This window comes from Nonomuraea sp. MG754425 (assembly GCF_021699195.1).
Lineage (GTDB): Bacteria > Actinomycetota > Actinomycetes > Streptosporangiales > Streptosporangiaceae > Nonomuraea.
The window spans coordinates 1-25,074 of record NZ_SSXE01000090.1 but is presented as its reverse complement, the minus strand read 5'-3'; the positions used below and the strand labels follow the sequence as shown (position 1 = coordinate 25,074).

At 69.9% G+C, this 25,074-nt stretch carries 26 protein-coding genes and 2 riboswitches; of the genes, 8 read left to right on the top strand and 18 right to left on the bottom strand.

Going from position 1 to position 25,074, the window contains the following annotated elements; all coding sequences use genetic code 11:
• Positions 1 to 69: 69 nt before the first annotated feature.
• A riboswitch (cyclic di-AMP (ydaO/yuaA leader) is annotated at positions 70 to 222 on the top strand.
• A 99-nt stretch (positions 223 to 321) separates the two neighbouring features.
• Entirely contained in the window at positions 322 to 1,275 is a 954-nt protein-coding gene (locus FAF44_RS28440; RefSeq protein WP_237106359.1) for an NlpC/P60 family protein, read from the top strand.
• Between the two features lie 252 nt (positions 1,276 to 1,527).
• Here FAF44_RS28440 and FAF44_RS28435 read toward each other — a convergent pair whose 3' ends face one another.
• Complete coding sequence (locus FAF44_RS28435; RefSeq protein ID WP_043615366.1) at positions 1,528 to 1,740, bottom strand: LuxR C-terminal-related transcriptional regulator; 213 nt, start codon at positions 1,738 to 1,740, stop codon at positions 1,528 to 1,530.
• A gap of 307 nt (positions 1,741 to 2,047) precedes the next feature.
• Between FAF44_RS28435 and FAF44_RS28430 the strand changes: the two genes are divergently transcribed.
• Positions 2,048 to 3,142, top strand: a complete 1,095-nt coding sequence (locus tag FAF44_RS28430; RefSeq protein WP_237106358.1) for a cytochrome P450 — start codon at positions 2,048 to 2,050, stop codon at positions 3,140 to 3,142.
• On the opposite strand, the gene lysX is transcribed toward FAF44_RS28430, so the two are convergent.
• Positions 3,136 to 4,617, bottom strand: a complete 1,482-nt coding sequence (gene lysX, locus FAF44_RS28425) for a bifunctional lysylphosphatidylglycerol synthetase/lysine--tRNA ligase LysX (protein WP_308193394.1) — start codon at positions 4,615 to 4,617, stop codon at positions 3,136 to 3,138. The two genes, FAF44_RS28430 and lysX, sit on opposite strands and share 7 nt — an antisense overlap.
• 169 nt (positions 4,618 to 4,786) lie before the next feature.
• Between lysX and FAF44_RS28420 the strand changes: the two genes are divergently transcribed.
• A complete protein-coding gene (locus FAF44_RS28420; protein WP_237106357.1) occupies positions 4,787 to 5,257 on the top strand; it encodes a hypothetical protein in 471 nt (156 codons plus the stop codon).
• Positions 5,258 to 5,300: 43 nt separating this feature from the next.
• Here the strand turns inward: FAF44_RS28420 and FAF44_RS28415 are convergent, their stop codons facing one another.
• The 5 genes from FAF44_RS28415 to FAF44_RS28395 form a co-directional block, all read right to left on the bottom strand.
• Positions 5,301 to 6,083, bottom strand: coding sequence for a type III pantothenate kinase (locus tag FAF44_RS28415; protein WP_237106356.1), 783 nt, complete (start codon positions 6,081 to 6,083; stop codon positions 5,301 to 5,303).
• A gap of 3 nt (positions 6,084 to 6,086) precedes the next feature.
• Positions 6,087 to 8,612: an L-aspartate oxidase gene (locus FAF44_RS28410; protein ID WP_237106355.1), complete on the bottom strand. Its 2,526-nt coding sequence runs from the start codon at positions 8,610 to 8,612 to the stop codon at positions 6,087 to 6,089.
• 142 nt (positions 8,613 to 8,754) lie between these two features.
• Positions 8,755 to 9,591 (bottom strand): pantoate--beta-alanine ligase, encoded by an 837-nt coding sequence (gene panC / locus FAF44_RS28405; protein ID WP_237106354.1) that lies wholly within the window; start codon positions 9,589 to 9,591, stop codon positions 8,755 to 8,757.
• Between the two features lie 22 nt (positions 9,592 to 9,613).
• Positions 9,614 to 10,504, bottom strand: a complete 891-nt coding sequence (locus FAF44_RS28400; RefSeq protein ID WP_237106353.1) for a Rossmann-like and DUF2520 domain-containing protein — start codon at positions 10,502 to 10,504, stop codon at positions 9,614 to 9,616.
• 312 nt (positions 10,505 to 10,816) lie between these two features.
• A complete protein-coding gene (locus tag FAF44_RS28395; protein WP_237106352.1) occupies positions 10,817 to 11,044 on the bottom strand; it encodes a chaplin family protein in 228 nt (75 codons plus the stop codon).
• Between the two features lie 191 nt (positions 11,045 to 11,235).
• On the opposite strand from FAF44_RS28395, the gene FAF44_RS28390 reads away from it, so the two are divergent.
• Positions 11,236 to 12,198: an SAM-dependent methyltransferase gene (locus FAF44_RS28390; RefSeq protein ID WP_237106351.1), complete on the top strand. Its 963-nt coding sequence runs from the start codon at positions 11,236 to 11,238 to the stop codon at positions 12,196 to 12,198.
• Here FAF44_RS28390 and FAF44_RS28385 read toward each other — a convergent pair.
• Together FAF44_RS28385 and FAF44_RS28380 are read right to left on the bottom strand one after the other, a co-directional pair.
• Complete coding sequence (locus FAF44_RS28385; RefSeq protein ID WP_237106350.1) at positions 12,182 to 13,375, bottom strand: cytochrome P450; 1,194 nt, start codon at positions 13,373 to 13,375, stop codon at positions 12,182 to 12,184. The genes FAF44_RS28390 and FAF44_RS28385 overlap by 17 nt on opposite strands.
• Positions 13,375 to 14,118: a TerC family protein gene (locus FAF44_RS28380; protein WP_237106349.1), complete on the bottom strand. Its 744-nt coding sequence runs from the start codon at positions 14,116 to 14,118 to the stop codon at positions 13,375 to 13,377. The genes FAF44_RS28385 and FAF44_RS28380 overlap by 1 nt, the downstream gene beginning before the upstream one ends.
• 119 nt (positions 14,119 to 14,237) lie before the next feature.
• A riboswitch (SAM riboswitch) is annotated at positions 14,238 to 14,353 on the top strand.
• A 44-nt stretch (positions 14,354 to 14,397) separates the two neighbouring features.
• On the opposite strand from FAF44_RS28380, the gene FAF44_RS28375 reads away from it, so the two are divergent.
• Positions 14,398 to 15,693, top strand: coding sequence for an aminotransferase class V-fold PLP-dependent enzyme (locus FAF44_RS28375; protein ID WP_237106348.1), 1,296 nt, complete (start codon positions 14,398 to 14,400; stop codon positions 15,691 to 15,693).
• Between the two features lie 8 nt (positions 15,694 to 15,701).
• On the opposite strand, the gene FAF44_RS28370 is transcribed toward FAF44_RS28375, so the two are convergent.
• On the bottom strand, positions 15,702 to 16,358 hold the full coding sequence (locus FAF44_RS28370; protein WP_237106347.1) for a DoxX family protein: 657 nt from the start codon (positions 16,356 to 16,358) through the stop codon (positions 15,702 to 15,704).
• Between the two features lie 134 nt (positions 16,359 to 16,492).
• Here FAF44_RS28370 and FAF44_RS28365 point away from each other — a divergent pair, with 134 nt between their 5' ends.
• From FAF44_RS28365 to FAF44_RS28355, 3 genes are read left to right on the top strand one after another with little or no spacing between them, the layout of a single operon-like run.
• On the top strand, positions 16,493 to 17,638 hold the full coding sequence (locus tag FAF44_RS28365) for an NADH-quinone oxidoreductase subunit D (protein ID WP_237106346.1): 1,146 nt from the start codon (positions 16,493 to 16,495) through the stop codon (positions 17,636 to 17,638).
• Entirely contained in the window at positions 17,635 to 18,777 is a 1,143-nt protein-coding gene (locus tag FAF44_RS28360) for an acyltransferase (RefSeq protein ID WP_237106345.1), read from the top strand. The genes FAF44_RS28365 and FAF44_RS28360 overlap by 4 nt, the downstream gene beginning before the upstream one ends.
• Positions 18,770 to 18,955 (top strand): hypothetical protein, encoded by a 186-nt coding sequence (locus FAF44_RS28355; RefSeq protein ID WP_237106344.1) that lies wholly within the window; start codon positions 18,770 to 18,772, stop codon positions 18,953 to 18,955. The genes FAF44_RS28360 and FAF44_RS28355 overlap by 8 nt, the downstream gene beginning before the upstream one ends.
• Here the strand turns inward: FAF44_RS28355 and FAF44_RS28350 are convergent.
• From FAF44_RS28350 to hpt, 8 genes are all read right to left on the bottom strand, one after another.
• Entirely contained in the window at positions 18,952 to 19,422 is a 471-nt protein-coding gene (locus FAF44_RS28350; protein ID WP_237106343.1) for a DUF3180 domain-containing protein, read from the bottom strand. The genes FAF44_RS28355 and FAF44_RS28350 overlap by 4 nt on opposite strands.
• Positions 19,419 to 19,922, bottom strand: coding sequence for a 2-amino-4-hydroxy-6-hydroxymethyldihydropteridine diphosphokinase (gene folK, locus FAF44_RS28345; protein ID WP_237106342.1), 504 nt, complete (start codon positions 19,920 to 19,922; stop codon positions 19,419 to 19,421). Before folK ends, FAF44_RS28350 begins: the two co-directional genes overlap by 4 nt.
• The gene (gene folB, locus FAF44_RS28340) at positions 19,919 to 20,311 is read right to left on the bottom strand and encodes a dihydroneopterin aldolase (RefSeq protein ID WP_237106341.1); all 393 of its coding nucleotides are present in this window, start codon (positions 20,309 to 20,311) and stop codon (positions 19,919 to 19,921) included. The genes folK and folB overlap by 4 nt, the downstream gene beginning before the upstream one ends.
• Complete coding sequence (locus FAF44_RS28335) at positions 20,274 to 20,720, bottom strand: nuclear transport factor 2 family protein (protein WP_237106340.1); 447 nt, start codon at positions 20,718 to 20,720, stop codon at positions 20,274 to 20,276. The genes folB and FAF44_RS28335 overlap by 38 nt, the downstream gene beginning before the upstream one ends.
• On the bottom strand, positions 20,717 to 21,574 hold the full coding sequence (folP, locus tag FAF44_RS28330; protein ID WP_237106339.1) for a dihydropteroate synthase: 858 nt from the start codon (positions 21,572 to 21,574) through the stop codon (positions 20,717 to 20,719). The genes FAF44_RS28335 and folP overlap by 4 nt, the downstream gene beginning before the upstream one ends.
• 70 nt (positions 21,575 to 21,644) lie before the next feature.
• Positions 21,645 to 22,223 carry a GTP cyclohydrolase I FolE gene (gene folE, locus FAF44_RS28325; RefSeq protein WP_237106338.1) on the bottom strand — a complete coding sequence of 193 codons (579 nt, stop codon included), beginning with the start codon at positions 22,221 to 22,223 and terminating at the stop codon, positions 21,645 to 21,647.
• Positions 22,220 to 24,214: an ATP-dependent zinc metalloprotease FtsH gene (ftsH, locus tag FAF44_RS28320; RefSeq protein ID WP_237106337.1), complete on the bottom strand. Its 1,995-nt coding sequence runs from the start codon at positions 24,212 to 24,214 to the stop codon at positions 22,220 to 22,222. The genes folE and ftsH overlap by 4 nt, the downstream gene beginning before the upstream one ends.
• 238 nt (positions 24,215 to 24,452) lie before the next feature.
• Complete coding sequence (hpt, locus tag FAF44_RS28315; RefSeq protein ID WP_237106336.1) at positions 24,453 to 25,004, bottom strand: hypoxanthine phosphoribosyltransferase; 552 nt, start codon at positions 25,002 to 25,004, stop codon at positions 24,453 to 24,455.
• Positions 25,005 to 25,074 lie beyond the last annotated feature (70 nt).

Sequence of the window (25,074 nt, the reverse complement as noted above, 5' to 3'; positions counted from 1 at the left end):
GGCAGTTCCGGTTGAGCACGAACTCGGAGTGCATTAGTGTCCAGCGACGATGTTCCCCGCGTGTCGCGCGCGGGGAACACGCCCAATCCCCGCGAGGGGAGCCGGGGACCCGCCGGCGGCGACCTGCCAATCGCCGCCAATCGGGGTGAATCCGAGACGTTCGGTAGGGCTGCTCAGGCCCGAACCCGTCAGCTAACCCGGTAGGCGTCGATGAGAGGGGCTCGATTGGTGAAGCGCACGCGCGAGCGCGGGGGAAAGCCGGCGGGCACGCGCGCCCGTCCTCGTGAAAGGGCGCAGCGGTCACGCCGCCTCAGCGGTGTGGTGAGTCTCACACTCGCCGCGCTGCTGATCGCCGCCCCCGTCGGCCCGGCGTCCGCGGACCCCAAACCGTCGCTCCAGGACCTGGCCAAGCAGGTCGAGAAGATGCACACCGAGATCGAGACGCTGACCGAGCAGTTCAACGGCCACCGCGAGAAGCTCAAGACCGCCCAGAAGGCCGCCGCCGCCGCCCAGAAGACGTTGTCGGGCAGCGAGGCCGACCTCGAGGCCAAGCGCGCCAAGGCCGCGCTGCTGGCCCAGAACGCCTACATCACCGGCGGCCTGAACCCCCTGCTGCCGTTCACCGGCTCCGTCGACGCCGACTCGTTCCTCGACCGCGCGGCCACCATGTACATCCTCGGGCAGCAGCAGGGCGAGGAGGTCAACCAGGTCGCCAAGGCCAGGGAGGCCGCCGAGCGGGCCAGGGCGGGCGCCAAGACGCGCATCGACGAGGTCCAGAAGCTGGTCACCGAACTCGAGACCAAGCGCAACAAGATCACCAAGCTGGTCACCAAGGTCGAGAGCAACTTGTTCAGCCGGGCGCTCGGCGAGGCCGGCCGGCCCGGTACGCGGGCGCAGCGCGTCAACCTGCCGATCGTCGGCAGCGGCAAGGCCGCCCAGGCCGCCCGCTGGGCGCTCACGCAGCAGCTCAAGCCGTACGTCTGGGGGGCCGACGGGCCCAGCTCCTTCGACTGCTCGGGCCTGGTGATGGCGGCCTACCAGCAGGTCGGCATCTCCCTGCCGCACTACACCGGCAGCCAGTGGACCGCCGGCCGGCACATCTCGCGCGAGGAGCTGCGGCCGGGTGACCTGGTGTTCTTCTACAACGACCTGCACCACGTGGGCATCTACCTCGGCGGCGGCATGATGGTGCACGCGCCGCAGACCGGTGACGTGGTACGGATCGCCTCGATCGCGCGCCGTCCCTTCGCCGGCGCGGTCCGCGTCGCCGACTGAGCCGCGCTCGGGCCCAGCGGCGGGCCCAGTGGCGGGCGCGGTGGCGGGCCCCGCCGGCGGCGGGCCGGCGTTCGCACGTCGGCCCTTTTCCGTCGCGGGCCTTCCGGAATCCGGCGCAAGTCTTCCGGAAAGTCGTGAGCCTTCCCGAAAGTTTCCCGGGGACCCGGGAAATCACGGGGATCACGGAAAGTCGCGGGACCGCACCGAAATGCAACGGATACCCGGGGAACGGGCCCGCGCGGAAACAGGGAGCTAGATCAACTGGCGGCGGGCCGCCCATGCCACGGCCTCGATGGCCGTGGCCACGCCTATCCGGTCGCAGATACCTCGCAACCTTCGACGTACTGTCCGTCCGCTGATATCCAGACGTCTGCCCACCCGGTCGACCGTGACTCCCTTGGCCAGCTCCGCCAGCAGCGCAAGGTCCGCATGGCTCAGCTCAACGCCTTCAGTGAGCACATCCATCGGGAGCCCTCCCCCCCAACAGCTGAACTCGGCCCTCTTGACCGGGCCGAAGTCGCTCCTCGCAGACGGTAAACGCATCGTGGAAAGGTCGTCAAGCATGACAATCGGCGCACTTGACGAGCGCTATTGACATGATCCTATATATGTGACGTACTCGCGATATGCCAGCACTGATCAGCCGAAGATGAGCGATCTTATGGAGCCTTCCGGCGCTCCGGATCAGACGGCAATGAACCCGGCTGACGTTCTGGGTTTTGATCCGTTCGATCGGGAATTTCTGCGTGATCCTTACTCCCGTTATCGCGAGTTGAGCGCGCGCGGCCCGCTCTTCCGTACGCGGGCGGGATTACTCGTCGCCACCACGCACGAGCTCTGCACGACCCTGCTGCGCGACCCGCGCTTCGGCCGCGGTTCCGGCCCCGCGGGCGGCGGAGACCCAGGTCAGCAGGCGGTGTCGTTCCTGTGGCTGGACCCGCCCGACCACACCAGGCTGCGTGCCCTGGTGAGCAGGGCCTTCACCCCCCGTATGGTCGAACGGCTGCGCCCGCGCGTCGAGGCGATCGCCGACGAGCTGATCCGCGAACTGCCCGAGAAGGCCGACCTCGTGTCCGGTTTGGCCTACCCGCTGCCGGTCATGGTGATCAGCGAGATGCTCGGGGTGCCTCCAGAGGATCGTGAACGCTTTCGCGGCTGGAGCGAGAAGCTGGCCCGCGGCCTTGACCCGATGCTTACAGCGGACCTCTTATCGGAAACCGGGCAGGCCGGAAGGGAGTTTCGCGACTACTTCCGCGAGCTGGTCGCGATCAGGCGCAGGCGGCCGGGTGACGACCTGCTGAGCGCCCTGACGCGCGTACGGGAGCTCAGCGAGGCGGACCTGCTGGCCACGCTCGTGCTGCTGCTCGTGGCCGGCCACGAGACGACCGTGAACCTCATCGGCAACGGCGTCCTGGCCCTGCTCCGGCACGGGCAACTGGCCGAGGCGGCGCGGCGGCCCGAACAGGTGGTGGAGGAGGTGCTCCGCTACGACCCGCCGGTACAGCTCACCTCACGCGTCGTGCTGGAGGACGTGACGCTGGGCGGCGAGCCGTTACCCAGGGGCACGGCCGTGATGGCGGTGATAGGCGCGGCCAATCGCGACCCCGCGGTCTTCCCCGAGCCCGGCCGCTTCGACGTGACCCGCTCGCCGGAGCGGCATCTCGCCTTCGGGCTCGGCATCCACTTCTGCCTCGGGGCCACGCTGGCGCGGATGGAGGGCGAGATCGCGCTGTCGGCCCTCGCCCGCGCCGCGCCGGGCCTGCAGCTCGCCGAGCCGGCGCCGGCCTACCGGGAGAACCTGGTGCTGCGCGGGCTCGCCGAGCTGCCGGTACGACGGCGGCCCGGCGCGCCGGCGGCGGTCTACTGAGTGGGCTTGACCAGCGGGAACAGGATGGTCTCGCGGATGTTCTTGCCGGTGAACGCCATGATCATCCGATCGATGCCCGCGCCCATGCCTCCGGTGGGCGGCATGGCGTACTCCAGCGCCTGCAGGAAGTCCTCGTCGACCTGCATGGCCTCGAGGTCGCCCCCGGCGGCCAGCAGCGACTGCGCCACCAGGCGGCGGCGCTGGTCGATCGGGTCGTTCAGCTCCGAGAAGGCGGTGCCGAGCTCGGTGCCGAAGCCGATCAGGTCCCACTTCTCCGTCAGCAGCGGGTCGTCGCGGTGCACGCGGGCCAGCGGCGAGGTCTCCAGCGGGTAGTCCATGACGAACGTGGGCTGCACCAGCGTGTGCTCCACGAGTTCCTCGAAGAGCTCCTGGACGAGCTTGCCCGCGCCCCACTTGGCGTCCCAGCGGATCTCGCGCCGGTCGGCGATCTTACGCAGCTCCTCCAGCGTGGTGGAGGTGGTGATCTCCTCGCCCACGGCCTCGGAGACCAGGTGGTAGAGCGGGATGCGGGGCCACTTGGCGAGGCCGAGGTCGATCTCCTGGCCGTCGTGCACGACCACCGTGGTGTCCAGGGCGGCCACCACGGCCTTCTGGAACATCCGCTGGGTCAGGTCGGCCATGTCGTGGTAATCGAGGTAGGTGCCGTACGCCTCGATCATGGTGAACTCGGGGTTGTGCGTGGAGTCGGCGCCTTCGTTGCGGAAGGTTCGGCTGATCTCGAAGCACTTCTCGATGCCGCCCACGACGAGCCGCTTGAGGTAGAGCTCGATCGCGATGCGAAGGTAGAGCTCCATGTCGTAGGCGTTGATGTGGGTCTTGAACGGCCGGGCCGACGCGCCGCCGTGGATCGGCTGCAGCATGGGCGTCTCGACCTCGAGGTAGCCCTCCTCATGCCAGAAGTCGCGCACCGCGCGCACCGTGGCGCTGCGGACGCGGGCCATCTTCCTGGTCTCGTCGTTGACGATGAGGTCGACGTAACGCTGCCGGACCCGCGCCTCGGGGTCGGTGAGGCCGACGTGCTTCTCCGGCAGCGGACGCAGGCACTTGGCGGTGATCTGCCAGCTCTCGGCGAGGATGGACAGCTCGCCGCGGCGGGAGGTGATGACCTCGCCGCTCACGCCCACGTGGTCGCCCAGGTCGACGTCGCGCTTCCAGCTCGCCAGCGACTCCTCGCCCACCTTGTCGAGCGAGATCATGACCTGTAGGTCGGCGCTGCCGTCGCGGAGCGTGGCGAAGCAGAGCTTGCCGCCCACGCGGTTGAGCATGACGCGTCCGACGACCGCCACCTTGTCGCCGGTCGCGGTGTCGGGCTCCAGGCCCTGGTATTTCTCCCTGACCTCGGCGTTGGTCGCCGTGCGGGGGAAATTCACCGGGTAAGGGTCGACGCCTTCGCTGCGAAGGCGGTCGAGCTTCTCCCTCCGGATGCGCATCTGCTCGGGAAGTTCGTCGCTCACAACAACAAAGGGTAGGGGATCTGGCGAACTGCAAGGGCTCGTCGGCCGCCTGAAGGAAGCCCTCAACAAAGCTGAAGGACCGCCGCAAGAGCCCTGACCTATCAATGTCCCACGAGCTCGGGGGAGGAGCCGGCAGGGAGCCGGCCCAAGGGAGTTCGAGGAGACGAAGATGTTCAGGAAGATGACGATCGGTCTCGCCGCCGTGGCCGCGACGACCGCGGTGGCCCTCTCGCTGCCTGCCACCGCCCAGGCCGACTCCTCCAGCCAGGCCGAGCGCTGGGGCCCGGTCCGCTCCGCCGGCCACCTCGCCAAGGCCGACGGCCGGGTCGCCGTCGAGTGGGACGACCAGGGCGAGTCGAACGAGATCACGGTCAGGGGCAGGCTGTACGACCTGGACGAGCGCGCCTACGACGACGGCGGCAAGTGCGCGTACGTGCGGTTCGAGGCCGCCGACTTCGACCACGAGTGGTCGCGGGTCTACTCCAGGAAGTACTGCGGCTTCCCCGGCAGCAAGAGGTTCGGCTTCGAGGAGCAGGACGTCTTCAGCCTGCGGGCGCAGGTCTGCCAGATCGCCCCGCGGGGCGGCTTCCCCAGGAAGTGCGGCCCGTGGGTGTACCTCTACACCGCCGAGAGCGAGTGACCGACCTGACGGCGAGCGGCCCCCGCGCAAGGGGCCGCTCGTCTCATGTGGTGTTGCGGTGGTAGATCAGCCGCAGCCCGATGAGAGTGAGCCACGGCTCGTGCACGTCGATGGAGCGGGACTCGCCCACGACCAGGGCCGCGTGCCCGCCGGTGGCGACCACGGTCACCTCGTCGGGGTCGTCGGCCAGTTCGGCCGCCATGCGCTCGACGATGCCGTCCACCTGGCCGGCGAAGCCGTAGATGATGCCGGCCTGGAGCGCCTCGACGGTGTTCTTGGCGATCACCGAGCGCGGCCTGACCAGCTCGACCTTGTGCAACTGCGCCCCGGCGGCGGCCAGCGCGTCCACGGAGATCTCGATGCCGGGGGCGGTGACGGCGCCGACGTACTCGCCCTTGGCCGAGACCGCGTCGAAGGAGGTGGCGGTGCCGAAGTCGACGATCACGCAAGGGCCGCCGTACTGGTCGATGGCGGCCAGCGCGTTCACGATGCGGTCGCTGCCGACCTCCTTCGGGTTGTCCATGCGTACGGGCACCCCGGTGCGCACGCCCGGCTCCACGATCACCGCGGTCACGTCGCCGTAGTAGCGGCGGCACATCTCGCGCATCTCGTTGAGCACGCTCGGCACGGTGGAGCAGATGGCGATGCCGTCGATGTCGGTCCCTTTGAGCAGCGGCGACTGGGCCAGCAGACCTTGGAGGACGACCGCGATCTCGTCGGCGGTGCGGCGGGCGTCGGTGGCCAGCCGCCAGTGCTCGATGACGTCGTCGCCCTCGAACAGGCCCAGCACCGTATGGGTGTTGCCGACGTCGATCGTGAGCAGCATCAATTACCCCCGCAGGTCCAGTGCGATGTCAAGGGCCGGCGCTGAGTGCGTTAGCGCGCCCACCGCAAGGTAGTCAACGCCAGTTTCCGCCACATCACGGGCCGATTCCAAGGTCAATCCCCCGCTGGCCTCGAGCGCAACCCTGTTTTTCGCCCGATTTTTCACGACATGTACGGCGCGAGCTGTGTCCTCAACCGTGAAGTTGTCCAGCAGGATCAGCTCGGCGCCCTCCTCCAGAACGGGGTCGAGCTGGTCGAGCCGGTCGATCTCCACTTCGATCGGCAGATCCGGATAACGCTCCCTGACCAGTCTGAACGCCTCGGCCACGCCTCCGGCGGCCACCACGTGGTTGTCCTTGATCAGCGCGGCGTCCGACAGCGACATCCGGTGGTTGACGCCGCCGCCGCACCGCACCGCGTACTTCTCCAGAGACCGCAGCCCCGGCAGCGTCTTGCGGCTGTCGCGGACGCGGGCGGTGGTGCCGCCGATCGCCTCCACCCAGCGGCCGGTCAGCGTGGCCACCCCGGACAGGTGCGTGAGCAGGTTGAGCGCGGTGCGCTCGGCCGTCAGCAGCGCCCGTACCGGGCCTTCGACGGTCATCAGCACGTCACCGGCCCTGACCTGCTCGCCGTCCTTGGCCACGCGCTCGGCGCGGGCCGCGCCCAGCCGGACGAACACCGCCTCGGCCACCGCCAGCCCGGCGACCACGCCGTCCTTGCGGGCCACCACGTCGGCCACCGAGCGCTGCCCGGCGGGGATCGTGGCCAGGCTCGTCACGTCGCCCGCCTCCTGGAGGTCCTCGTCGAGCGCCCGGCCGATCAGCGCGTCCACCTCGGCCGGGTCCAGCCCGGCGGCGCTCAGCTCGTGCGCCAGGCGCGGCGGCATCGCGTCCCCGTGCGGCGTGTACGTCATGCGCAGGCCCTCCTCGTCCAGGGTCACGTCCAGGTGGCCCAGCCATTCGTCGTCGTCGCGGGTGCCGTGGTCCTCGCGCCAGTGTGAACCGCGTGTCTCCAGCCGGGCCGCCGCCGCGCCGGTGAGCACGGTGGCCACCGTCAGCAGGTTCGTGACCTCCCACGACTCGGTGCAGGCGGGCACCGTGACCGGGGTCCAGCGGGCGTCGCGCAGCGCCCTGGCGGTGGCGGCGAGCGAGTCGCGGCCACGCAGCACGCTCGCGCCGGTGCTCATGTGGGCCTGGATCCTGGTCCTGACCCGCGGGTCCACCAGCCCGGACGCGGCGGAGCCCGCGACCGGCTCCCCCGGCTCCGGCCGGACCGCGTGGATGTCCTCGGCGATGCGCTCGGCGAAGACCAGCCCTTCGAGCAGGGAGTTGGAGGCCAGCCGGTTCGCGCCGTGCACGCCGGTGCAGGCCACCTCGCCGCAGGCGTAGAGGCCGTCGATGGAGGTACGTCCGCGCAGGTCCGTACGTACGCCGCCGCTGGCGTAGTGGGCCGCGGGCGCGACGGGGATCGGCTGCGTGGCCGGGTCGATGCCGTGCTCGCGGCAGACCGCGTAGATCGTCGGGAAGCGGGACTCCCACTTGTGGCGGCCGAAGTGCCGGCCGTCGAGGAGCACGTGGTCGCGGCCGGTCAGGCGCATCGTCCGCGTGATCGCCTTGGCGACGACGTCCCGGGGCGCCAGGTCGGCCAGTTCGTGGACGTCCGCCATGAACCGGTTGCCCTCGTGGTCGGTGAGGAAGGCCCCCTCCCCCCTGACCGCCTCCGAGATCAGCGGCTGCTGGCCGGTCGAGCCCTCGCCGAGCCACAACACGGTCGGGTGGAACTGCACGAACTCGATGTCGCGCAGCACCGCCCCGGCCCGCAGGGCGAGCGCGACCCCGTCGCCGGTGGAGACCTCGGGGTTGGTGGTGGCCGCGTAGACCTGGCCCATGCCGCCGGTGGCCAGCACCACCGCCCTGGCGCGTACCGCGCCCACCCCGTCGCGGGCGCCCTCGCCCATGACGTGCAGCGTCACGCCCCTGGCCCGGCCTCTGGCGTCCTTGAGCAGGTCGAGCACGAGCGCGTGCTCGATGACCTCGATCCCGCTCGCGCGCAGCGCCTCGACGAGGGCTCGCTGCACCTCGGCCCCGGTGGCGTCGCCGCCGGCGTGCACGATCCGGCGCCGCCGGTGCCCGCCTTCCCTGGTGAGCTGGAGCTCGCCGTCGGAGGAACGGTCGAAGCGGGCGCCGCGCGCCATGAGCCGCCGCACCGCGTCCGGCCCTTCGGTGACCAGCGTGCGCACGGCCCGTACGTCGCACAGCCCCACCCCGGCGACCAGCGTGTCGTGCAGGTGCTCCTCGGGGGTGTCACGCGGGTCGAGCACGGCCGCGATGCCGCCCTGGGCCCAGCGGGTGGAGCCCGACGACAACATGTCCTTGGTGACGACCAGCACCTTGGCGGACGGATCCAGCTCGGCGTGGCGCAGGGCCACGGTCAGGCCCGCGATGCCCGAGCCCACGACCACCACGTCCGCCTCGACGGTCCAGCCGGGCTCGGGTGCGGTCAGCCGCAGGGGAATCACCGGTGCGCTCATTGGAGGTCTCCTCACCGAGGCCAGTTCGTCAGGATGACGACAATCCCTGGAGTGCCAATTTCGTCAACATGACGATAACGCCTGGAACGGCGTGCGCATGCCCCGGGGTACCAGGCGGCCCTCGGCGAAAGCCGCGCCCGGCTCAGGGGGTGTTCAGGGTGAGGGTGACGTTGTCGATCAGCCGCGTGGCCCCGACCCTGGCCGCCACCGCCAGCACGGCCATGCCCACGTGGTTCTCGCCGACCTCGGCGAACGTGGCCGGGTCCACCAGGGCCAGGTAGTCGAGGTCGAGGTCGGGACCGGCCTCGTCGAGCACCGCGCGCGCCGTCTCGCGGATCTCGGCCGCGGTGAGCTGGGCCGCGCCCGCCCGCAGGGCCCGCGAGAGCGCCAGCGCCACCCGACGGTCGTCCGCCGACAGGAACCGGTTGCGGCTGGACAGGGCCAGGCCGTCGGGCTCGCGCACGGTCGGGGCGCCCAGGATCTCGATCGGCAGGTCGAGGTCGGCGACCATCCGGCGGATCAGCGCGAGCTGCTGGGCGTCCTTCTGTCCGAAGACAGCGAGGTCGGGGCGTACCAGGTGGAACAGCTTGAGCACGACGGTGAGCACGCCGTCGAAGTGACCCGGCCTGGCCGCGCCCTCGACGATCCGGCCCATCTCCCCCGAGGAGACGCTCACCTGGCGGTCGGGGGCGTACATGTCCTCGGGGGCCGGATGGAACACGGCGGCCACGCCCTCCTCCCGGCACACGTCGAGATCGGCGTCAAATGTACGGGGATAGCGTGAAAAATCCTCGTTAGGGCTGAATTGGAGGGGATTGACGAAAACGCTGACCACGACCTGATCGGCGCGTACGCGGGCCTGCCTGATCAGCGACCGGTGCCCCTCGTGCAGCGCACCCATGGTCGGCACCAGCGCCACCGTGCCGGCACGGCGCGCCTTGACCAGGTCTTCCCGGTTCCTGGCGACGATCAGATCCATAAGAGCCCTCCCAACGCGACGGTCAGGTCCATATATTGCCCCCCAGCGCGTCGAGCAGCCGCTCCGCCTCCTCCGGTTTGAGCAGCCCGGCGGCCAGTGCGCGGTCGGCGGTGAGCCGGGCCAGCGCGATGTAGGCGTCGGCCGCCTCGGGCGCCGCCAGGATCAGCGCGTCGACGTGCTTGCGCACGGTGCCGGCGTCGCCGCGCACGACGGGGCCGGTCAGCCCGGCGATGCCCAGCCGCAGCACGTTGTCGAGGGCCGCCCCGAGCAGCGGGCCGAGCATGCGCCCGGGGTGCTCGACGCCGATGCCCCGCAGCAGGTCGGACGACTCGGCGATGAGCGTGACCATGTGGTTGGCGGCATTGGCCAGGGCCGCGTGGTAGAGGGGACGGTCGGCGTCGGCGATCCACACCGGCTCGCCGCCCATCTCGATCACCAGGGCCTCGGCCACCGGACGCAGCAGGTCGGGGGCGGTGACACCGTAGGAGATGCCGGTGAGCTTGTTGAGGTCGTCGTCGCGGCCGGTGAACGTCATCACGGGGTGCAGCGCGAGCGGCAGCGCGCCCGCCCCGGCCGCCGGGTCGAGCACCGACAGCCCGTACGCCCCGCTGGTGTGCACCAGCATCTTGCCGTGCAGGTCGGCGCCGGTGCCGACGAGCCCGGTGACGAGGTCGGGCAGCGCGTCGTCGGGCACGGTGAGCAGGACGAGCTGGGCCGCCGCCACGACCTCGTCGGGCCGGGACGGGGTGACGCCGAGCCGGTCGGCCGCCCATCGCTGCGAGTTGTCGGACACTCCGCTGGCGGCCACGATGCGATGCCCCGCCTGCGCCAGCGCGGCGCCGAGCGCGGAGCCGACCTTGCCCGCCCCGAGCACGCCGACGGTCAGCCGTGCCGGGCGATCCCCTGCGTCCATGACGTCTCACCCCTGTCGACCGTGATGGCACTGCCGACCAGCGTAACGGCCCCTCAAGGTGACAGGCGTGACCGGTGTTTTGCCGCGCGTTGAGTTAACGACAAAAGCGACAAGGGCATGCAAACTAAGCACCCCTGTCGCAAGAGATGAGGAGAGGGGTTCACCGCAAAAGGCTACGGGCGCCGAGCCCCGAAAGGGACCCGACGCCCGCGCGGTGCGACCTCTTGGAGGTGCTCCGACCGGTCATCCGCCGACTGACCGGCCGGGAGATGAGCCCGGACCGACCTGCGTCGGGCCGGGCTCTTTCTTGTTTCAGTGGTGGCTGGGGGCGTAAGCGTTGGCGCCACCCTTGCAGCCGGCGATCAGCACGCCGATCCCGATGCTGTTGCCGCAGACGTTGACCGGAACGGTGATGGGGGCGTGGATCTGGTTGCCGCCGAGCACGCTGCCGGTGCCGTTGGTGATGTCGGCGTGCGCGGCCGGGGCGGCCAGCGCGAGCATGGCGGCGGATCCGGCCAGAACCAGGACCTTCTTCAGCATGGGGGCTCCTCTCGGTTTCGCGGCACTAGGGACCGCGGTGGAACGTTCGGGAGCGGCCTGCTCAGCCAATTGGGGGTTGGCGGAACGGAACCACTCGGTGACAATGGGTAAACGCTACCGCAACTTCGCGACATTGAGTAGTCAATTGATGACGATGCGTGCCAGCCGGAAACCATGAGATAGTCCAGGGCATGTGGCTCACCTGGCGCGTCGCAACGGAGCGCGCGCTGTACGGCGAGAAGGGTTTCTACCTCCGCGAACGCCCGTCAGGCCACTTCCGCACCTCGGTCAGCGCCTCGGCGGCCTTCGCCGGCGCGGTGCTGAGACTGCTGGCGGGGGTGGACGCCGAACTGGGCGAGCCCGACCCGCTCGACCTGGTCGACATCGGCGCGGGCGAGGGCACCCTCGTCACGCAGGTGCTGGAAACTGCCGAGCCCCGGCTGCGCGAGCGGCTGCGCGTGACGGCCGTGGACCTCTCGCCCAGGCCGCGGGCGCTGCCCGAACGCATCTCCTGGTCCAGGAGCCTGCCCGCCGAGATCACCGGGCTGGCCATCGCCAACGAGTGGCTGGACAACGTGCCCCTCGACGTGGTCGAGCAGACCTCCGAGGGGCCGCGGCTGGTCATGGTCGACGTGCGCACGGGCGAGGAGCGCGCCGGCGGCCCGCTGCGGCCGGCCGACCGGAGCTGGCTGGAGCAGTGGTGGCCGCTGTGCCGCGTGGGCTCGCGGGCCGAGATCGGCCGCCCCCGCGACGAGGCGTGGGCCTCGGTCGTCGTACGCCTCACCAGGGGCCGGGCGGTCGCCATCGATTATGCACACCCTGTGGACAACCGTCCGTTGCACGGCACGCTGACCGGTTACCGCGACGGCGCGGTCGTCGCCCCCGTACCCGACGGGACCTGCGACATCACCGCTCATGTCGCGCTCGACGCGTGCGCGGAGGCGGGGCGGCGGGCCGGGGCGATATCCACAACCTTGTCCACACAGCGGGAGGCGCTGCGCGAGCTGGGGGTCACGGGCCTGCGTCCGCCGCTGGAGCAGGCCCGTCACGATCCGCGCGGCTACGTGCGGGCGCTGGCCAGGGCCTCGGAGGAGGGCGAGCTGATCGACACGTCCGGGCTCGGCGGGTTCGGCTGGCTCAGCCAGTCGCGGTGAGCTCCAGCGCCCGCAGCCCCCTGATGACGTAGCCGGGCTTCCACGACGGCTCCTGCCGCAGCTCCAGCGTGGCCGCCCGGTCCAGCAGCGCGCCGAACGACTCCATCAGCTCGATCCTGGCCAGCGGCGCGCCCAGGCAGAAGTGGATGCCCGCGCCGAAGGAGATGTGCGGGTTGTCGGCGCGGCCCACGTCGAGCCGGTCGGGGTCGTCGAACACCGCCGGGTCCCGGTTCGCCGAGCCGAACAGCAGCGCCACCTCCGAGCCGCGCGGGATGCGCACGCCGTGCACCTCGACGTCCTCCAGCACCCAGCGCTCGAACATCTGCAGCGGCGTGTCCCACCGCATCAGCTCCTCGATCGCGGTGGGCAGCAGCGAGCGGTCGGCGCGCAGCCTGGCCAGCTCGCCGGGATTCCTGAACAGCGACCACCAGCCGTTGCCCGTGACGTTCACGGTGGCCTCGTGGCCGGCGTTGAGCAGCAGCACGCAGGTGCCGACCAGTTCGTCCTCGGTCAGCTCGTCGATCTGGGTGAGCGCGCTGACGAGGTCCTCGCCGGGGGCGCGGCGCCGCCGGGCGGCCAGCGACCTGAGGTAACCGGAGAACTCCTCGGCCGCGCGGACGGCGGTGTGCTGGGCCTCGGGGGCCGGGTTCAGTTCGTACATGCCGCAGATGTCGGCCGACCAGGGGCGCAGCAGGTGGCGGTCCTGGTCGGGGATGCCGAGCATCTCGGCGATCACGGTGACCGGGAGCGGCTCGGCCACCTCGGCGATCAGGTCGCCGCCGCCCCTGGCCACGTACGCGTCCACCAGCCCTTCGGCGATGGCCCGGACACGGGGGCGCAGCGACTCGACCATGCGCGGCGTGAACGCCCTGGAGACCAGCCGGCGCAACCTGGTGTGCACCGGCGGCTCCACGTCCAGCATGCCCGCTCTGATGACGCGCCAGAACGGCTCCTGGAACTCCGGCTCCGCCGACCGGCCGAACTCCTCGTGGGTGGCCACGTGTAGGTAGGAGCGGCCCAGCCGGCGGTCTCTGAGCAGCGCGTTCACGTCAGCGTGCCGCGCGATGAGCCACTGGTTCGTCGGCTCGTAGTAGCTGACGGGCGCCTGCCGCCTCAGTTCGTCGTACGCCCCGTACGGGTGCGCGACGAAATCCGGATTCCAAGGATCAAAAGCCACTATTGCATCTTAGGAGCGGGCTCCCCGTGCTTGGTGTTCCTGCCGCGCACCCGGATGTTGAGCAGCTCCACGATGACCGAGAACGCCATCGCGAAGTAGATGTAGCCCTTCGGGATGTGCTGTTCGAGGCCCTCGGCGACGAGCACCACGCCGATCAGCACCAGGAACGACAGCGCCAGCATCTTGACCGTCGGGTGCTGGTCCACGAACCTGCTGATCGGGCCGGAGGCGAACAACATCACCGCCACCGCCACGACGACGGCCGCGATCATCACGCCGAGTTCGTCCACCATGCCCACCGCGGTGATGACGGAGTCCAGCGAGAAGACGACGTCCAGCACCATGATCTGCGCGATCACGGAGGCGAAGGAGGCGGCGGCGGCCGGCTTGCCGTCCTTGCCGTGGGAGCCCTCCATGCTGTGGTGGATCTCCGTCACACTCTTGCCGAGCAGGAACAGGCCGCCGAGCAGCAGGATCAGGTCGCGTCCCGATATCTCGTGGCCGAAGACGGAGAACAGCGGCTCGGTGAGCTGCACCACCCACGACAGGCCCAGCAGCAGGAGCAACCGGCTGATCAGGGCCGCCGCGAGACCGAGCACGCGGGCCCGGTCACGCTGTTCGGGGGGCAGTTTCCCGGCGAGGATGGAGATGAAGATGATGTTGTCGATCCCGAGCACGATCTCCAGGGCGACAAGGGTGAAGAAGCCGATCCAGATGTTCGGGTCGGTCACCCAATCCAACATCGGACGCACCTCCATGACTCGTTGACTGACGGGGGTTTCCCGGTAGCAACGAGTCAGGTGCCACATAAGTTCACAGGCTTGCGTTTCCTGCCCGGGTGTCGGTTATAGTTCGGGTCGTAGGTCATGAGTGCCAGCGACAAGCCCCGGCTAGCTGGCCGGCAACCCTCGCGTCCGCGGCGGGGTGCCCCGGGTGAAGACCTGGTCCGTCACGAGGCGTGGCGGGCAAGCGCGGGCTCCGTGGTCGTCCCCAGGGGTCCGATGACCCCGAGGAGACACGCCGTGTCCACGCTGACGATCTTCAACGCCACCCCCGCCGCCACCGAGGCCCCCGCCCTCGCGACCGGCCGGCCGATCCCCGCCGTGCTAGGCGCCGACCTGGAGGTGCCGGTCAGGGGCGGCAGGCTGGTCGGATACGCCAACCTCGACTACGCGGCCAGCGCGCCCTGTCTCGAGCCGGTCAGCGCCGCCGTCGCCGCCGCGCTCCCGGCCTACTCCAGCGTCCATCGCGGCGCCGGCTACGCCTCGCAGCTCACCACCGCCCGGTACGAGCAGGCCCGGCACACGGTCAGGGCGTTCGTCGGCGCCCGCCCCGACGACGCCGTGATCTTCACCCGCAACACCACCGACGCCACGAACCTGCTGGCCGGCTGCCTGCCCGAAGGCACCACCGCCGTCGTGTTCGACACCGAGCACCACGCCTCCCTGCTGCCCTGGCCCCGGGCCGTCCGGCTGGCGCCGCCCGCCTTCCCCGGCGAGGCCGTACGCGCCGCCGACGAGGCGCTGGCCGCGATCGACGGGCCGAAGCTGCTCGTGGTCACCGCCGCCTCCAACGTCACCGGCGAGCTGTGGCCGATCGCCGCCCTGGCCCACATCGCCCACCGGCACGGAGCCCGCATCCTGGTGGACGCGGCGCAGCTCGTACCGCATCGCAAGCTCAACCTGACCGCGCTCGACCTCGACTACGTGGCCTTCTCCGGGCACAAGCTGTACGCGCCGTTCGGCGCGGGCGTGCTGGTCGGGCGGCGGGACTGGCTGGCCGGCGGGGAGCCGTACCTCAAGGGCGGCGGCGCGGTGCGCTCCGTCGGCTCCGAGGGCCCCGAGTGGCACGACGACCCCGAGCCGCGGCACGAGGCCGGCACCCCGAACGTGCTGGGCGCCATCGCCCTGGCCGCCGCCTGCGACGCGCTGACCGCCACCGGGTGGACGGAGCTGGTGCGGGAGGAGGAACGGCTGATCGCGCGGCTGCGCGGTGGGCTGGCCGCGATCCCGGGCGTACGGGACCTGTCGCTGTGGGGGGACGATCACCCGCGGGTCGGCATCGTGTCGTTCACCGTGGCCGGGTACACGGCCCGCGAGGTGGCCGAGGCGCTGTCCGGCGAGTACGGCATCGGCGTGCGTGACGGCAAGTTCTGCGCGCACCCGTTCCTCCGGCACCTGCTGGGGAACCCGGGTGAGGAGGGCGGCTGCGACGACGACACCGCGTCCGCGGTGCGGGCCTCCATCGGCATCGGCAGCACGCAGGAGCACGTGGACCGGCTGGTCGAGGCCGTACGGGACCTCGTGGCCCGCCTCTGACGGCGACGTCAGTGGTTCGGCGGCTCGCGGTGCTGCGGCGGCTCGTCCGAGACGAGGGCGTCGATGTCGCGCATGTCCTCGTCGTTGAGCCGCCCCGAGCGGGGCGTGGACGGCTCGCGGGGCACCTCGTGCGTCTCGTCGATGCCCCGGGTGGTGGTCGTCGGTCCCCCGGCGCCCTCGGGGGGCGGGCCGGCGACGGTGGTCCTGCCTGCGGTGTGCGCGGCCAGTTCCGCCTCGGCCGCGCGCCGGTCCGCGCGGCGGCGGGACACCGCGCGGAAGATGCCGTCCAGACCGAGCCGGCCGCCGCCCAGGGCCAGGAACAGCAGGCTCAGCGCGCCGAGCGCACCCGGCAGCTCCCACCCGCCGGCCTGCGACAGCACGCCCTTGCCGCCGTGCACGAACGCGATCGCGCCGATCATGTCGATCAGCAGCAGCAACGCCACCGGGCGCACCAGCAGGCCGAGGATCAGGAAGATGCCGCCGACGGTCTCGACCACGGTCGAGAAGCCGGCCGCCAGCTCGGACATCGGGATGCCCATCTCCCTGAAGCCCTGAGCCGAGGCACCGAGGCCGCTCTGCCACTTCTGCCAGCCGTGCGCCACGAAGATCACGCCGGTGGCGATGCGCGCGATCAGGCCCGCGACATCAAAGAGAACTCGCCTCATGGTGCTTTCTCCCCCCATAACCGGTGTTCCTCCCCATGTCCGTCTTCGCGATGCGTTTCCATGCCATCTCTTGACCGTGCGCGCCCCCGCCCCCGGTCTGGCTCGCCGACGACCTCGGTGGCAGCATGGCCCCTATGACGGAACGTGTGGTCGGAATGGGCGCGGGCGCGAAAGAGCTGGCCACCGAGGACATGATCCTCAACATCGGCCCCCAGCACCCCTCCACCCACGGCGTGCTCAGGCTGCGGCTGACCCTCGACGGAGAGCGCATCGCCACCGCCGAGCCGATCATCGGCTACATGCACCGGGGCGCGGAGAAGCTGTTCGAGGTCCGCGACTACCGTCAGATCATCATGCTGGCCAACCGGCACGACTGGCTGTCGGGCTTCGCCAACGAACTCGGCGTGGTGCTCGCCGCCGAACGCATGCTGGGCATGGAGCCGCCCGTACGGGCCGTGTGGGCGCGTACGCTGCTGGCCGAGCTCAACCGGGCGCTGAACCACCTCATGTTCCTCGGCTCGTACCCGCTCGAACTGGGCGCGATGACGCCGCTGTTCTACTCCTTCAACGAGCGCGAACGCATCCAGGCCGTGATGGAGGAGATCTCCGGCGGGCGCATGCACTACATGTTCAACCGGGTCGGCGGGCTCAAGGAGGACCTGCCGTACGGCTGGCTCGACCGCGTCTCCGCCGCCGTCGCCGAGACCCGCCGCCGGGTGCCCGACATCGAGAACCTCATCCTGCACAACGAGATCTTCATCGCCCGCACCAAGGGCGTCGGGGTGCTCACACCGGAGCAGATCATGCAGTACGGCGTCAGCGGCCCCATCGCCCGCGCCTCCGGGGTGGACCTCGACCTGCGCCGCGACGACCCGTACCTCGCCTACCCCGAACTGCCCGTCACCGTCGTCACCCGCGAGGCCGGCGACTGCCGCTCCCGCTTCGAGGTCCTGCTCGAACAGCTCAAGGTCTCGCTCGACCTGGCCGACGTATGCGCCGACCGGCTGCGCTCACTGCCTCCCGGGCCGATCAACCAGCGCCTGCCGAAGGTGCTCAAGGTGCCCGAGGGCCACACGTACGCGTGGACGGAGAACCCGCTCGGCATCAACGGCTACTACCTGGTCTCCAAGGGCGACAAGACGCCGTGGCGGCTCAAGCTGCGCTCGGCCTCCTACAACAACGTCCAGGTGCTGCGCGAGATGTTGCCCGGCCACCTCGTGGCCGACATGGTGGCCATCCTGGGCTCCATGTTCTTCGTGGTGGGTGACATCGACAAGTGAACTCCCCCGAACCCACCCGCGTCGAACGCGACAAGTACGTCGACTGGCTGCGGGCGCTCAGCCTGATCGTCGTGGTGGTGTGGCACTGGGCCTTCACGATCCTCGACTGGAAACCGGACGGGCCCGAGCCCACCAGCCCGCTGGGCTTCACCTCCGGGCTGTGGATCCTCACCTGGCTGCTGCAGGTGCTGCCGCTGTTCTTCTACGTCGGCGGCCACGTGCACCTGCTGTCCTGGCACCGGGCCAGGGCGCGCGGCGTCGGCATCGGCTCGTTCGTCTGGCGGCGCATCCGCGCGCTGGCCCTGCCGGCGCTGCTGCTGGCCGGCGTGTGGATCGCCATCGGGGCGGTGGTCACGGTCACGTTCGAGGTGGACTGGATGTGGCGGGTGGTGCTGCTGGTGCTCAGCCCGCTGTGGTTCCTCGGCGTCTACCTGGTGCTGATCGCGCTGCTGCCGGTCGCCCTCTGGCTGCACGAACGTTACGACGTGCTCACCCTCATCTGGCTCGCCGGCGCGGCGCTGATCGTCGACGTGGTGCGCTTCCGGTACGGGATCGACGCCGTGGGCTGGCTCAACATGATCATCGTGTGGGGGCTGGCGCACCAGGCGGGCTTCTTCTACGACCGGGTCGTGGCCCTGCCCAGGCGCTACGACATCGCGCTGTTGTGGACCGGGCTGTTCGCCCTGTTCGGGCTGGTGTACTCGGGCATCTACCCCGGCTCGATGGTGGGCGTGCCCGGAGACAAGTGGTCGAACATGGCGCCGCCCACGTTCGTGATCGTCGCGCTGCTGCTGTTCCAGATCGGGCTGGTCGAGGTGCTCAGGCCGGCCATGGAACGGGTGCTGGAGCGGCCGCGCTGGCGGCGGCTGAACGACTTCATCAACCGGTACTCGCTGCCGCTGTTCCTGTTCCACACCACCGGGATGGCCATCGCCCTGGGCCTGTCGTGGTGGGTGTTCGGCACGCTCCAGGACCGCATCCCGCCCGACCTCGTGTGGTGGCTGGAACGGCCGATCGCCATCATCGGGCCGCTCATCTGCACCGCCCCGGTCATCTACCTCTTCGGCCGCCGCCGGTCCCCCGTGGGGAAAACGCCGGACAAGGAGGTCAGCGGGTCCATAAGCTCTGAGCATGGCTGACATCGCCTTCCGGGCCAACGCCGAAGACGAGCGGATCATCCGAGCCTCGCTGCGCGACGACGAGCGGCCGAGCGACGTACTCCGCCGCGCGCTGCGCCTGCTCCAGCGCGAGATGTGGTACGACCGCCTGCTGACCGGCCGGCGACCGTCGGTCGAGGGGCTGCCCGACGAACGTTAGTCGCGGGGGCGACCGGATCGGGGCTGCTCCTCCGGCTCCTTCGGGATACGGCAGGCGTGCTCCAGGTACAGCGCCGCGCAGATCAGCACCACGCACGCCACGAACGAACCCGTCGTGACGAAGAACTCGCCGCGCGGCGTCTGCCGATCGAGGATCTGGGACGTGTGCAGCGAGAACCCGGCGAACACCCCGCCGAACGCCGCCCCCGCGTACGCCGACGCCTTCGCCAGCGCCGCCAATCGGGCCACGGCCAGCGGCTCCACCGGCTTGGTGCCCGGTTTCCTGGCGATCCGCGCCTTCGTCGCCCAGCCGCTGTACGCCTCACCGATGGCCAGCAGCAGCACCGTGGGGATCGCGGTCCACGGCATGACCGGCAGCTCGGAGTAGAACCGCCTGAGCACCACCCACGTGAGCAGAGCCACGACGACGAAGATGCCGACCAGGAGGCCGGGACGGGTGGGCTTCAATCGGGCCTCTGCAGCTTCAGGTCCGCGCGCAGGCGCACCCCCTGCTGGTCGAGCCCCTCCAGCAACTCGGCCACCCGGCCGCGGCCGGGCACCTCGCCCTCCGGATCGGCCTTCGACCAGGGCACGAGCACGAACGCGCGCTCATGGGCGCGCGGATGCGGCAGCGTGAGATCGGGGTCGTCGCAGACGGTCTCGCCGACCACGATCAGGTCGACGTCGAGCGTGCGCGGCCCCCAGTGCTCCTCGCGCTCGCGGCCGAAGGCGTTCTCCACGCTCAGCGCCCGCTCCAGCAGCGTGCGCGGCTCGAGCGTGGTCTCGGCGACCACGACCGCGTTGAGGTACGGCCGTTGCCCGCCGGGCCCGCCGACCGGATCGGTCTCGTAGACCGGGGACGCCGTGACGAACTCCAGCCCCGGCGCGTCGAACAACGTGTCCACGGCACCCTGCAACGTCTGGAACCGGCGTCCCAGGTTGCTGCCGAGAGAGAGGACCACCTTCATCCGCGGCTCCGCTCGATCGTCACGACCACGTCGTCGAAGGGCAGCGGGATCGGCGCCGCCGGCTTGTGCACGCTCACCTCGACCTTGTGGACCAGTTCGCTGCCCAGACACACCTCGGCCAGCCGCTGCGCGAGCGTCTCGATCAGCTCGACCGGCTCGCCCTCCACGACCTCGACCAGCGCCTGAGCCAGTTCCCCGTAGTGGACGGTCTTGGTGAGGTCGTCGCCGGCCGCGGCCGGCGCGGTGTCGAGGAACAGCGTCGCGTCCACCACGAACTCCTGACCGAGCTCCCGCTCGGCGGGGAGCACGCCGTGCCTCCCCCGGGCCCGCAGGCCCTTGAGAGCGATGCGGTCAGCGCTCAAGCTCGCCTTCCTCCTCCTCGTCGTCATCGCCCTGGAGGACCGGCGAGCCGTGGTGCATCCACAGCCGCCAGCCCTGCGCGGTACGGAGGTAGACGTTGCTGGCCACCACCTTGCCCGCGGCGAAGCTGGACTCGCCCTCCTCGCCCGCCGTCAGGATGTTCTCCACACAGGTGAGGACGGCCACGTCACCCAGCACGGTCGTGTTGACGTCGGTCAGCACGAACTGGATGTAGGTGGTGTTCGCCATGATCAGGGCCCACGAACGCAGCACCTCCTGGCGGCCCGTCAGCAGGGTCCAGCCCGGATGAACACAGCTCACCTGGTCGTCGGTGGTGTCCTCGGCCCAGATCTCGGTCATCTTGTCGAGGTCGGCGCCCTCGATGGCGGTGTAGAAGTCCTGGTTGATCGTCTCGATGGCGGCGGTGTCGACGCTCATGTGCCTGCTCCGGCTCTCTTCCATGCGGCGGCCACACGCACGGCATCGGCATTGGGACCTACCTCGTGCACGCGCACGCACCACGCGCCCGCGTGCGCGGCCAGCGCCGTCACGGCCAGCGTGGCGTCGTCACTACGGCTGAACGGCCGGGGCGTGCCGTCCGGGTCGGCCAGCAGCCGGCCCAGGAAACGTTTGCGGGACGCCCCGACGAGCAGCGGATAACCCAGCTCCGTCAGCTTCGGGATCCCGGCCAGCACGGCCCAGTTGTGCTCGGCGTTCTTGGCGAAGCCGAGGCCCGGGTCGAGCACGATCTGCTCGTGCGTGACCCCCTCGGCGAGCACCAGGTCAACCCGCTTGCTCAGTTCTTCCCGCACCTCCGTCACCACGTCGGCGTAGACGGCGCGGGAGTACATGTCATGGCTGTGGCCGCGCCAGTGCATCACAACGTACGTCACTCCGGTCGCGGCCACCACCCGCGGCATCTCCGGATCGGCCAGACCACCGCTCACGTCGTTCACGATCTGCGCACCCGCCTCGACCGCCGCGGCGGCGACCTCGGCGCGCATGGTGTCGACGCTGACCGTGACCCCTTCGGCGCGCAGCGCCCTGATCACCGGGACGACCCTGGCCAGCTCTTCCTCCAGGGACACCCTGGCCGAGCCCGGACGGGTGGACTCACCGCCCACATCGACGATGTCGGCGCCCTCCCGCACCAGCTCAAGGCCATGCTGGATGGCCGCAGCCGGGTCGAACCACATGCCGCCGTCGGAGAACGAGTCGGGTGTCACGTTGACCACGCCCATGACAAGGCACCGCTCCGGACCGCCCGGCACGCTGATGGGCACGCTAGTCATGGGCCAAGCCTAGGCGCTTCGCCACACCTGCTGACATCGCGGGTACCCCGTTCGCTCTCGGGCGGCCTGTTCAGCGGCCCAGAATCAGCGCCATCGCCTCGGCACGGGTCTTGTCGCTGGTACGGAAGTCTCCGCGAACGGCCGAGGTGACGGTCTTGGCACCCGGTTTGCGCACCCCGCGCATCGTCATGCACAGGTGCTCGGCCTCCACGACCACGATGGCCCCGCGGGGCTCCAGCACTCGCATGAGCGCGTCGGCGATCTGGGACGTCATCCGCTCCTGCACCTGGGGGCGGCGGGCGAACACGTCGACCACGCGGGCCAGCTTCGACAGGCCCGTGACCTGGCCCTTCTCGTTGGGGATGTACCCCACGTGGGCCAGGCCGTGGAACGGGACGAGGTGGTGCTCGCAGGTCGAGTAGACCTCGATGTCGCGCACGAGCACCATCTCGTCGTGATCGACGTCGAAGACCTTGGTCAGCACGTCCTCAGGCGTCTGGCCGAGGCCGGAGTACTGCTCGGCCATGGCTCTCGCGACCCGGGAGGGCGTCTCGAGCAGGCCGTCGCGGTCGGGATCCTCGCCGATGGCGTACAGGATCTCGCGAACGGCCTTCTCGATCCGCCCCAGGTCGACGTCGTGATGCGTCACGCACTGTCCCCGGAGGGAAGGGCGTCCTGGTGGCCCGAGGTGAGCGAGCCGTTGGCCGACTGCTCCTTGGGCGTCAGGATCGGCGGGCGGTCGGACGGCAGCCGCTTGCCGTAGCCCGCGTAGGACGGGCGGTGCGCCCTGATGATCACCGGTGCGAAGATCTGCAGCACCTGATCGCGGGAGAGGGTCTCCTTCTCCATGAGCTCCAGCACCAGGTTGTCGAGCACATCGCGGTACTCGACCAGGATGTCCCATGCCTGGTCGTGCGCCGTCTCGATCATCCGGCGGACCTCCTCGTCGATCGTGGAGGCGATCTTCTCGGAGTAGTCGCGCTCGTGGCCCATCTCGCGGCCCAGGAACACCTCGGCCTGGCCGCTGCCGAACTTGCGGGCGCCGAGCTGCTCGCTCATGCCGTACTCCGTCACCATGCGGCGGGCGACGGCCGTGGCCTTCTCGATGTCGTTGGAGGCGCCGGTGGTGGGCTCGTGGAAGACGAGCTCCTCCGCGGCGCGACCGCCGAGCAACATCGCGAGCTGGTCCATCATCTCGGACCTGGTGGCCAGGAACTTGTCCTCCATCGGCAGCGTCATCGTGTAACCGAGGGCGCGGCCGCGGGACAGGATCGTGATCTTGTGGACCGGGTCGGAGTTGGGCAGCGCGTGCGCCACCAGAGCATGACCGCCTTCGTGATAGGCGATCATCTTCTTCTCCTTGTCGGACATGACCCGCGTCTTGCGCTCGGGCCCGGCCATGACACGGTCGATGGCCTCCTCGAGGACGTCCATCGTGATCAGCTTCTGGTCGGCGCGAGCGGTCAGCAGGGCCGCCTCGTTGATCACGTTGGCCAGGTCGGCGCCGGTGAAGCCCGGCGTGCGGCGCGCGATGACGTCGAGGTCGACGTCGGACGCGAACGGCTTGCCGCGGCCGTGCACCTTGAGGATGCCCTTGCGGCCCTCGAGGTCGGGCCGGTCGACGGTGACCTGCCGGTCGAACCGGCCGGGACGCAGCAGCGCCGGGTCGAGGATGTCGGGCCGGTTGGTGGCCGCGATGAGGATCACGCCGCCCTTGACGTCGAAGCCGTCCATCTCCACGAGGAGCTGGTTCAGCGTCTGCTCGCGCTCGTCGTGACCGCCGCCCAGGCCGGCCCCGCGGTGACGGCCGACGGCGTCGATCTCGTCGATGAAGATGATCGCCGGGGCGTTGGCCTTCGCCTGCTCGAACAGGTCGCGCACCCGCGACGCGCCGACGCCGACGAACATCTCGACGAAGTCGGAACCGGAGATCGAGTAGAACGGCACGCCCGCCTCGCCGGCGACCGCGCGGGCCAGCAGTGTCTTGCCGGTGCCGGGCGGGCCGTAGAGCAGCACGCCCTTGGGAATCTTGGCGCCGATCGCCTGGAACTTGGCCGGGGCCTGGAGGAACTCCTTGATCTCCTGGAGCTCCTCGATGGCCTCGTCCGCGCCGGCGACGTCGGCGAACGTGGTCTTGGGGGTGTCCTTCGTGATGAGCTTCGCCTTCGACTTGCCGAAGTTCATCACCCGGGAGCCGCCGCCCTGCATCTGGTTCATGATGAACAGGAAGATCAGCACGATGATGACGATCGGCAGGAAGCTCACCAGGAGGCTCAGCAGGATGTTCTCCTGCGGCACCTCGGTGGTGAAGCTCTTCGTCTTACCGGCGTCGACCTGAGCCTGGAGCTCGTCGGTCAACTTGCTGCCGTATCCCGTGACCCAGTCGGACTGGATCAGCTTCGTCGGGGTGTCACCCGGCTTCACCGCGACGGGATTGGTCAGCGTCACCTCGATCCGGTTGTCCTTGTCGACAATCTTGGCGTTGCTGACGTTTCCGGTCCGAATCTGCTGAAGAACCAAGGACGTGTCGGCCGTCTTGAAATTTCCGCCGCCACTCCAAAGCTGGGTGACGAGGAGGAGCAGCACGACGATGCCCAGGATCCACAGCAGTGGCCCACGTGTAAATCGCTTGAGATCCATCCGATGCGGAACCCCTTGCGGGCCCGTCCCTTCCTGACCATGGCCTGGAACCCCGGGCACGCCCGGGGCCGCGGCATCCGGCACCGCGACTTCTGACTACCCGAAGGGGACACGCGGTCACCCTCCCGGAGTCTGAAGGTACACCGGCAGAGCGCGCGGAGGGACCGCCCGCTACACCGGTTCTTGCCCTATCAACGTACGTCACGTTGGGCGATGTTCCCGGCCAAGGCAGAGATTGCTACTTGTAAACGTGTGGGGCCAGAGTGCCGATGAACGGCAGGTTCCGGTATCGCTCCGCGTAGTCGAGCCCATATCCGATGACGAACTCGCTGGGAATGTCGAAGCCCACGTATTTGACCTCGATGGGCACCTTCACCGCGTCGGGTTTGCGCAGCGCGGTGCAGATCTCCAGGGACGCGGGATTGCGCGACTTCAGGTTTTCCAGCAGCCAGTGCAGGGTCAGGCCGGAGTCGATGATGTCCTCGACGATGAGCACGTGGCGGTTCAAGATGTCGGTGTCGAGGTCCTTCAGCACGCGGACGACGCCGGAGGACCTGGTGCCCGCGCCGTACGACGACACCGCCATCCAGTCCATCTGCACCGGCACGTGCAAGGCCCTGGCCAGGTCGGCCATCACCATGACCGCGCCCTTCAGCACTCCGACGAGCAGGACGTCCTTGCCCGCGTAATCCTCGTCTATCCGGCCGGCGAGCTCTTTGATCTTGGCCTGGAGCTCATCCTCGGGAATGAGCACCTTTTCCAGGTCATTGCCCATGTCGGCAGCGTCCACCTGTGGTTCCTTACGCGATGGGACTGATGGCGAATATCAGGGTGCCATACCGCCGGATGGCGGGCGGACC

Excerpts from the sequence above, each read along its gene's own strand:
- folK (WP_237106342.1), bottom strand. The coding sequence starts at position 19,922 with ATGAAGGTGGTCCTCTCTCTCGGCAGCAACCTGGGACGCCGGTTCCAG.
- FAF44_RS28355 (WP_237106344.1), top strand. The coding sequence starts at position 18,770 with ATGGCTGACATCGCCTTCCGGGCCAACGCCGAAGACGAGCGGATCATC.
- FAF44_RS28400 (WP_237106353.1), bottom strand. The coding sequence starts at position 10,504 with ATGGACGCAGGGGATCGCCCGGCACGGCTGACCGTCGGCGTGCTCGGG.
- FAF44_RS28380 (WP_237106349.1), bottom strand. The coding sequence starts at position 14,118 with ATGTTGGATTGGGTGACCGACCCGAACATCTGGATCGGCTTCTTCACC.
- FAF44_RS28435 (WP_043615366.1), bottom strand. The coding sequence starts at position 1,740 with ATGGATGTGCTCACTGAAGGCGTTGAGCTGAGCCATGCGGACCTTGCG.
- FAF44_RS28365 (WP_237106346.1), top strand. The coding sequence starts at position 16,493 with ATGACGGAACGTGTGGTCGGAATGGGCGCGGGCGCGAAAGAGCTGGCC.
- ftsH (WP_237106337.1), bottom strand. The coding sequence starts at position 24,214 with ATGGATCTCAAGCGATTTACACGTGGGCCACTGCTGTGGATCCTGGGC.
- folB (WP_237106341.1), bottom strand. The coding sequence starts at position 20,311 with ATGACGACGAGGAGGAGGAAGGCGAGCTTGAGCGCTGACCGCATCGCT.
- panC (WP_237106354.1), bottom strand. The coding sequence starts at position 9,591 with ATGGATCTGATCGTCGCCAGGAACCGGGAAGACCTGGTCAAGGCGCGC.
- FAF44_RS28395 (WP_237106352.1), bottom strand. The coding sequence starts at position 11,044 with ATGCTGAAGAAGGTCCTGGTTCTGGCCGGATCCGCCGCCATGCTCGCG.
- FAF44_RS28410 (WP_237106355.1), bottom strand. The coding sequence starts at position 8,612 with ATGAGCGCACCGGTGATTCCCCTGCGGCTGACCGCACCCGAGCCCGGC.
- FAF44_RS28415 (WP_237106356.1), bottom strand. The coding sequence starts at position 6,083 with ATGCTGCTCACGATCGACGTCGGCAACACCCATACGGTGCTGGGCCTG.
- FAF44_RS28390 (WP_237106351.1), top strand. The coding sequence starts at position 11,236 with ATGTGGCTCACCTGGCGCGTCGCAACGGAGCGCGCGCTGTACGGCGAG.
- FAF44_RS28335 (WP_237106340.1), bottom strand. The coding sequence starts at position 20,720 with ATGAGCGTCGACACCGCCGCCATCGAGACGATCAACCAGGACTTCTAC.
- FAF44_RS28370 (WP_237106347.1), bottom strand. The coding sequence starts at position 16,358 with ATGAGGCGAGTTCTCTTTGATGTCGCGGGCCTGATCGCGCGCATCGCC.
- FAF44_RS28420 (WP_237106357.1), top strand. The coding sequence starts at position 4,787 with ATGTTCAGGAAGATGACGATCGGTCTCGCCGCCGTGGCCGCGACGACC.
- folP (WP_237106339.1), bottom strand. The coding sequence starts at position 21,574 with ATGACTAGCGTGCCCATCAGCGTGCCGGGCGGTCCGGAGCGGTGCCTT.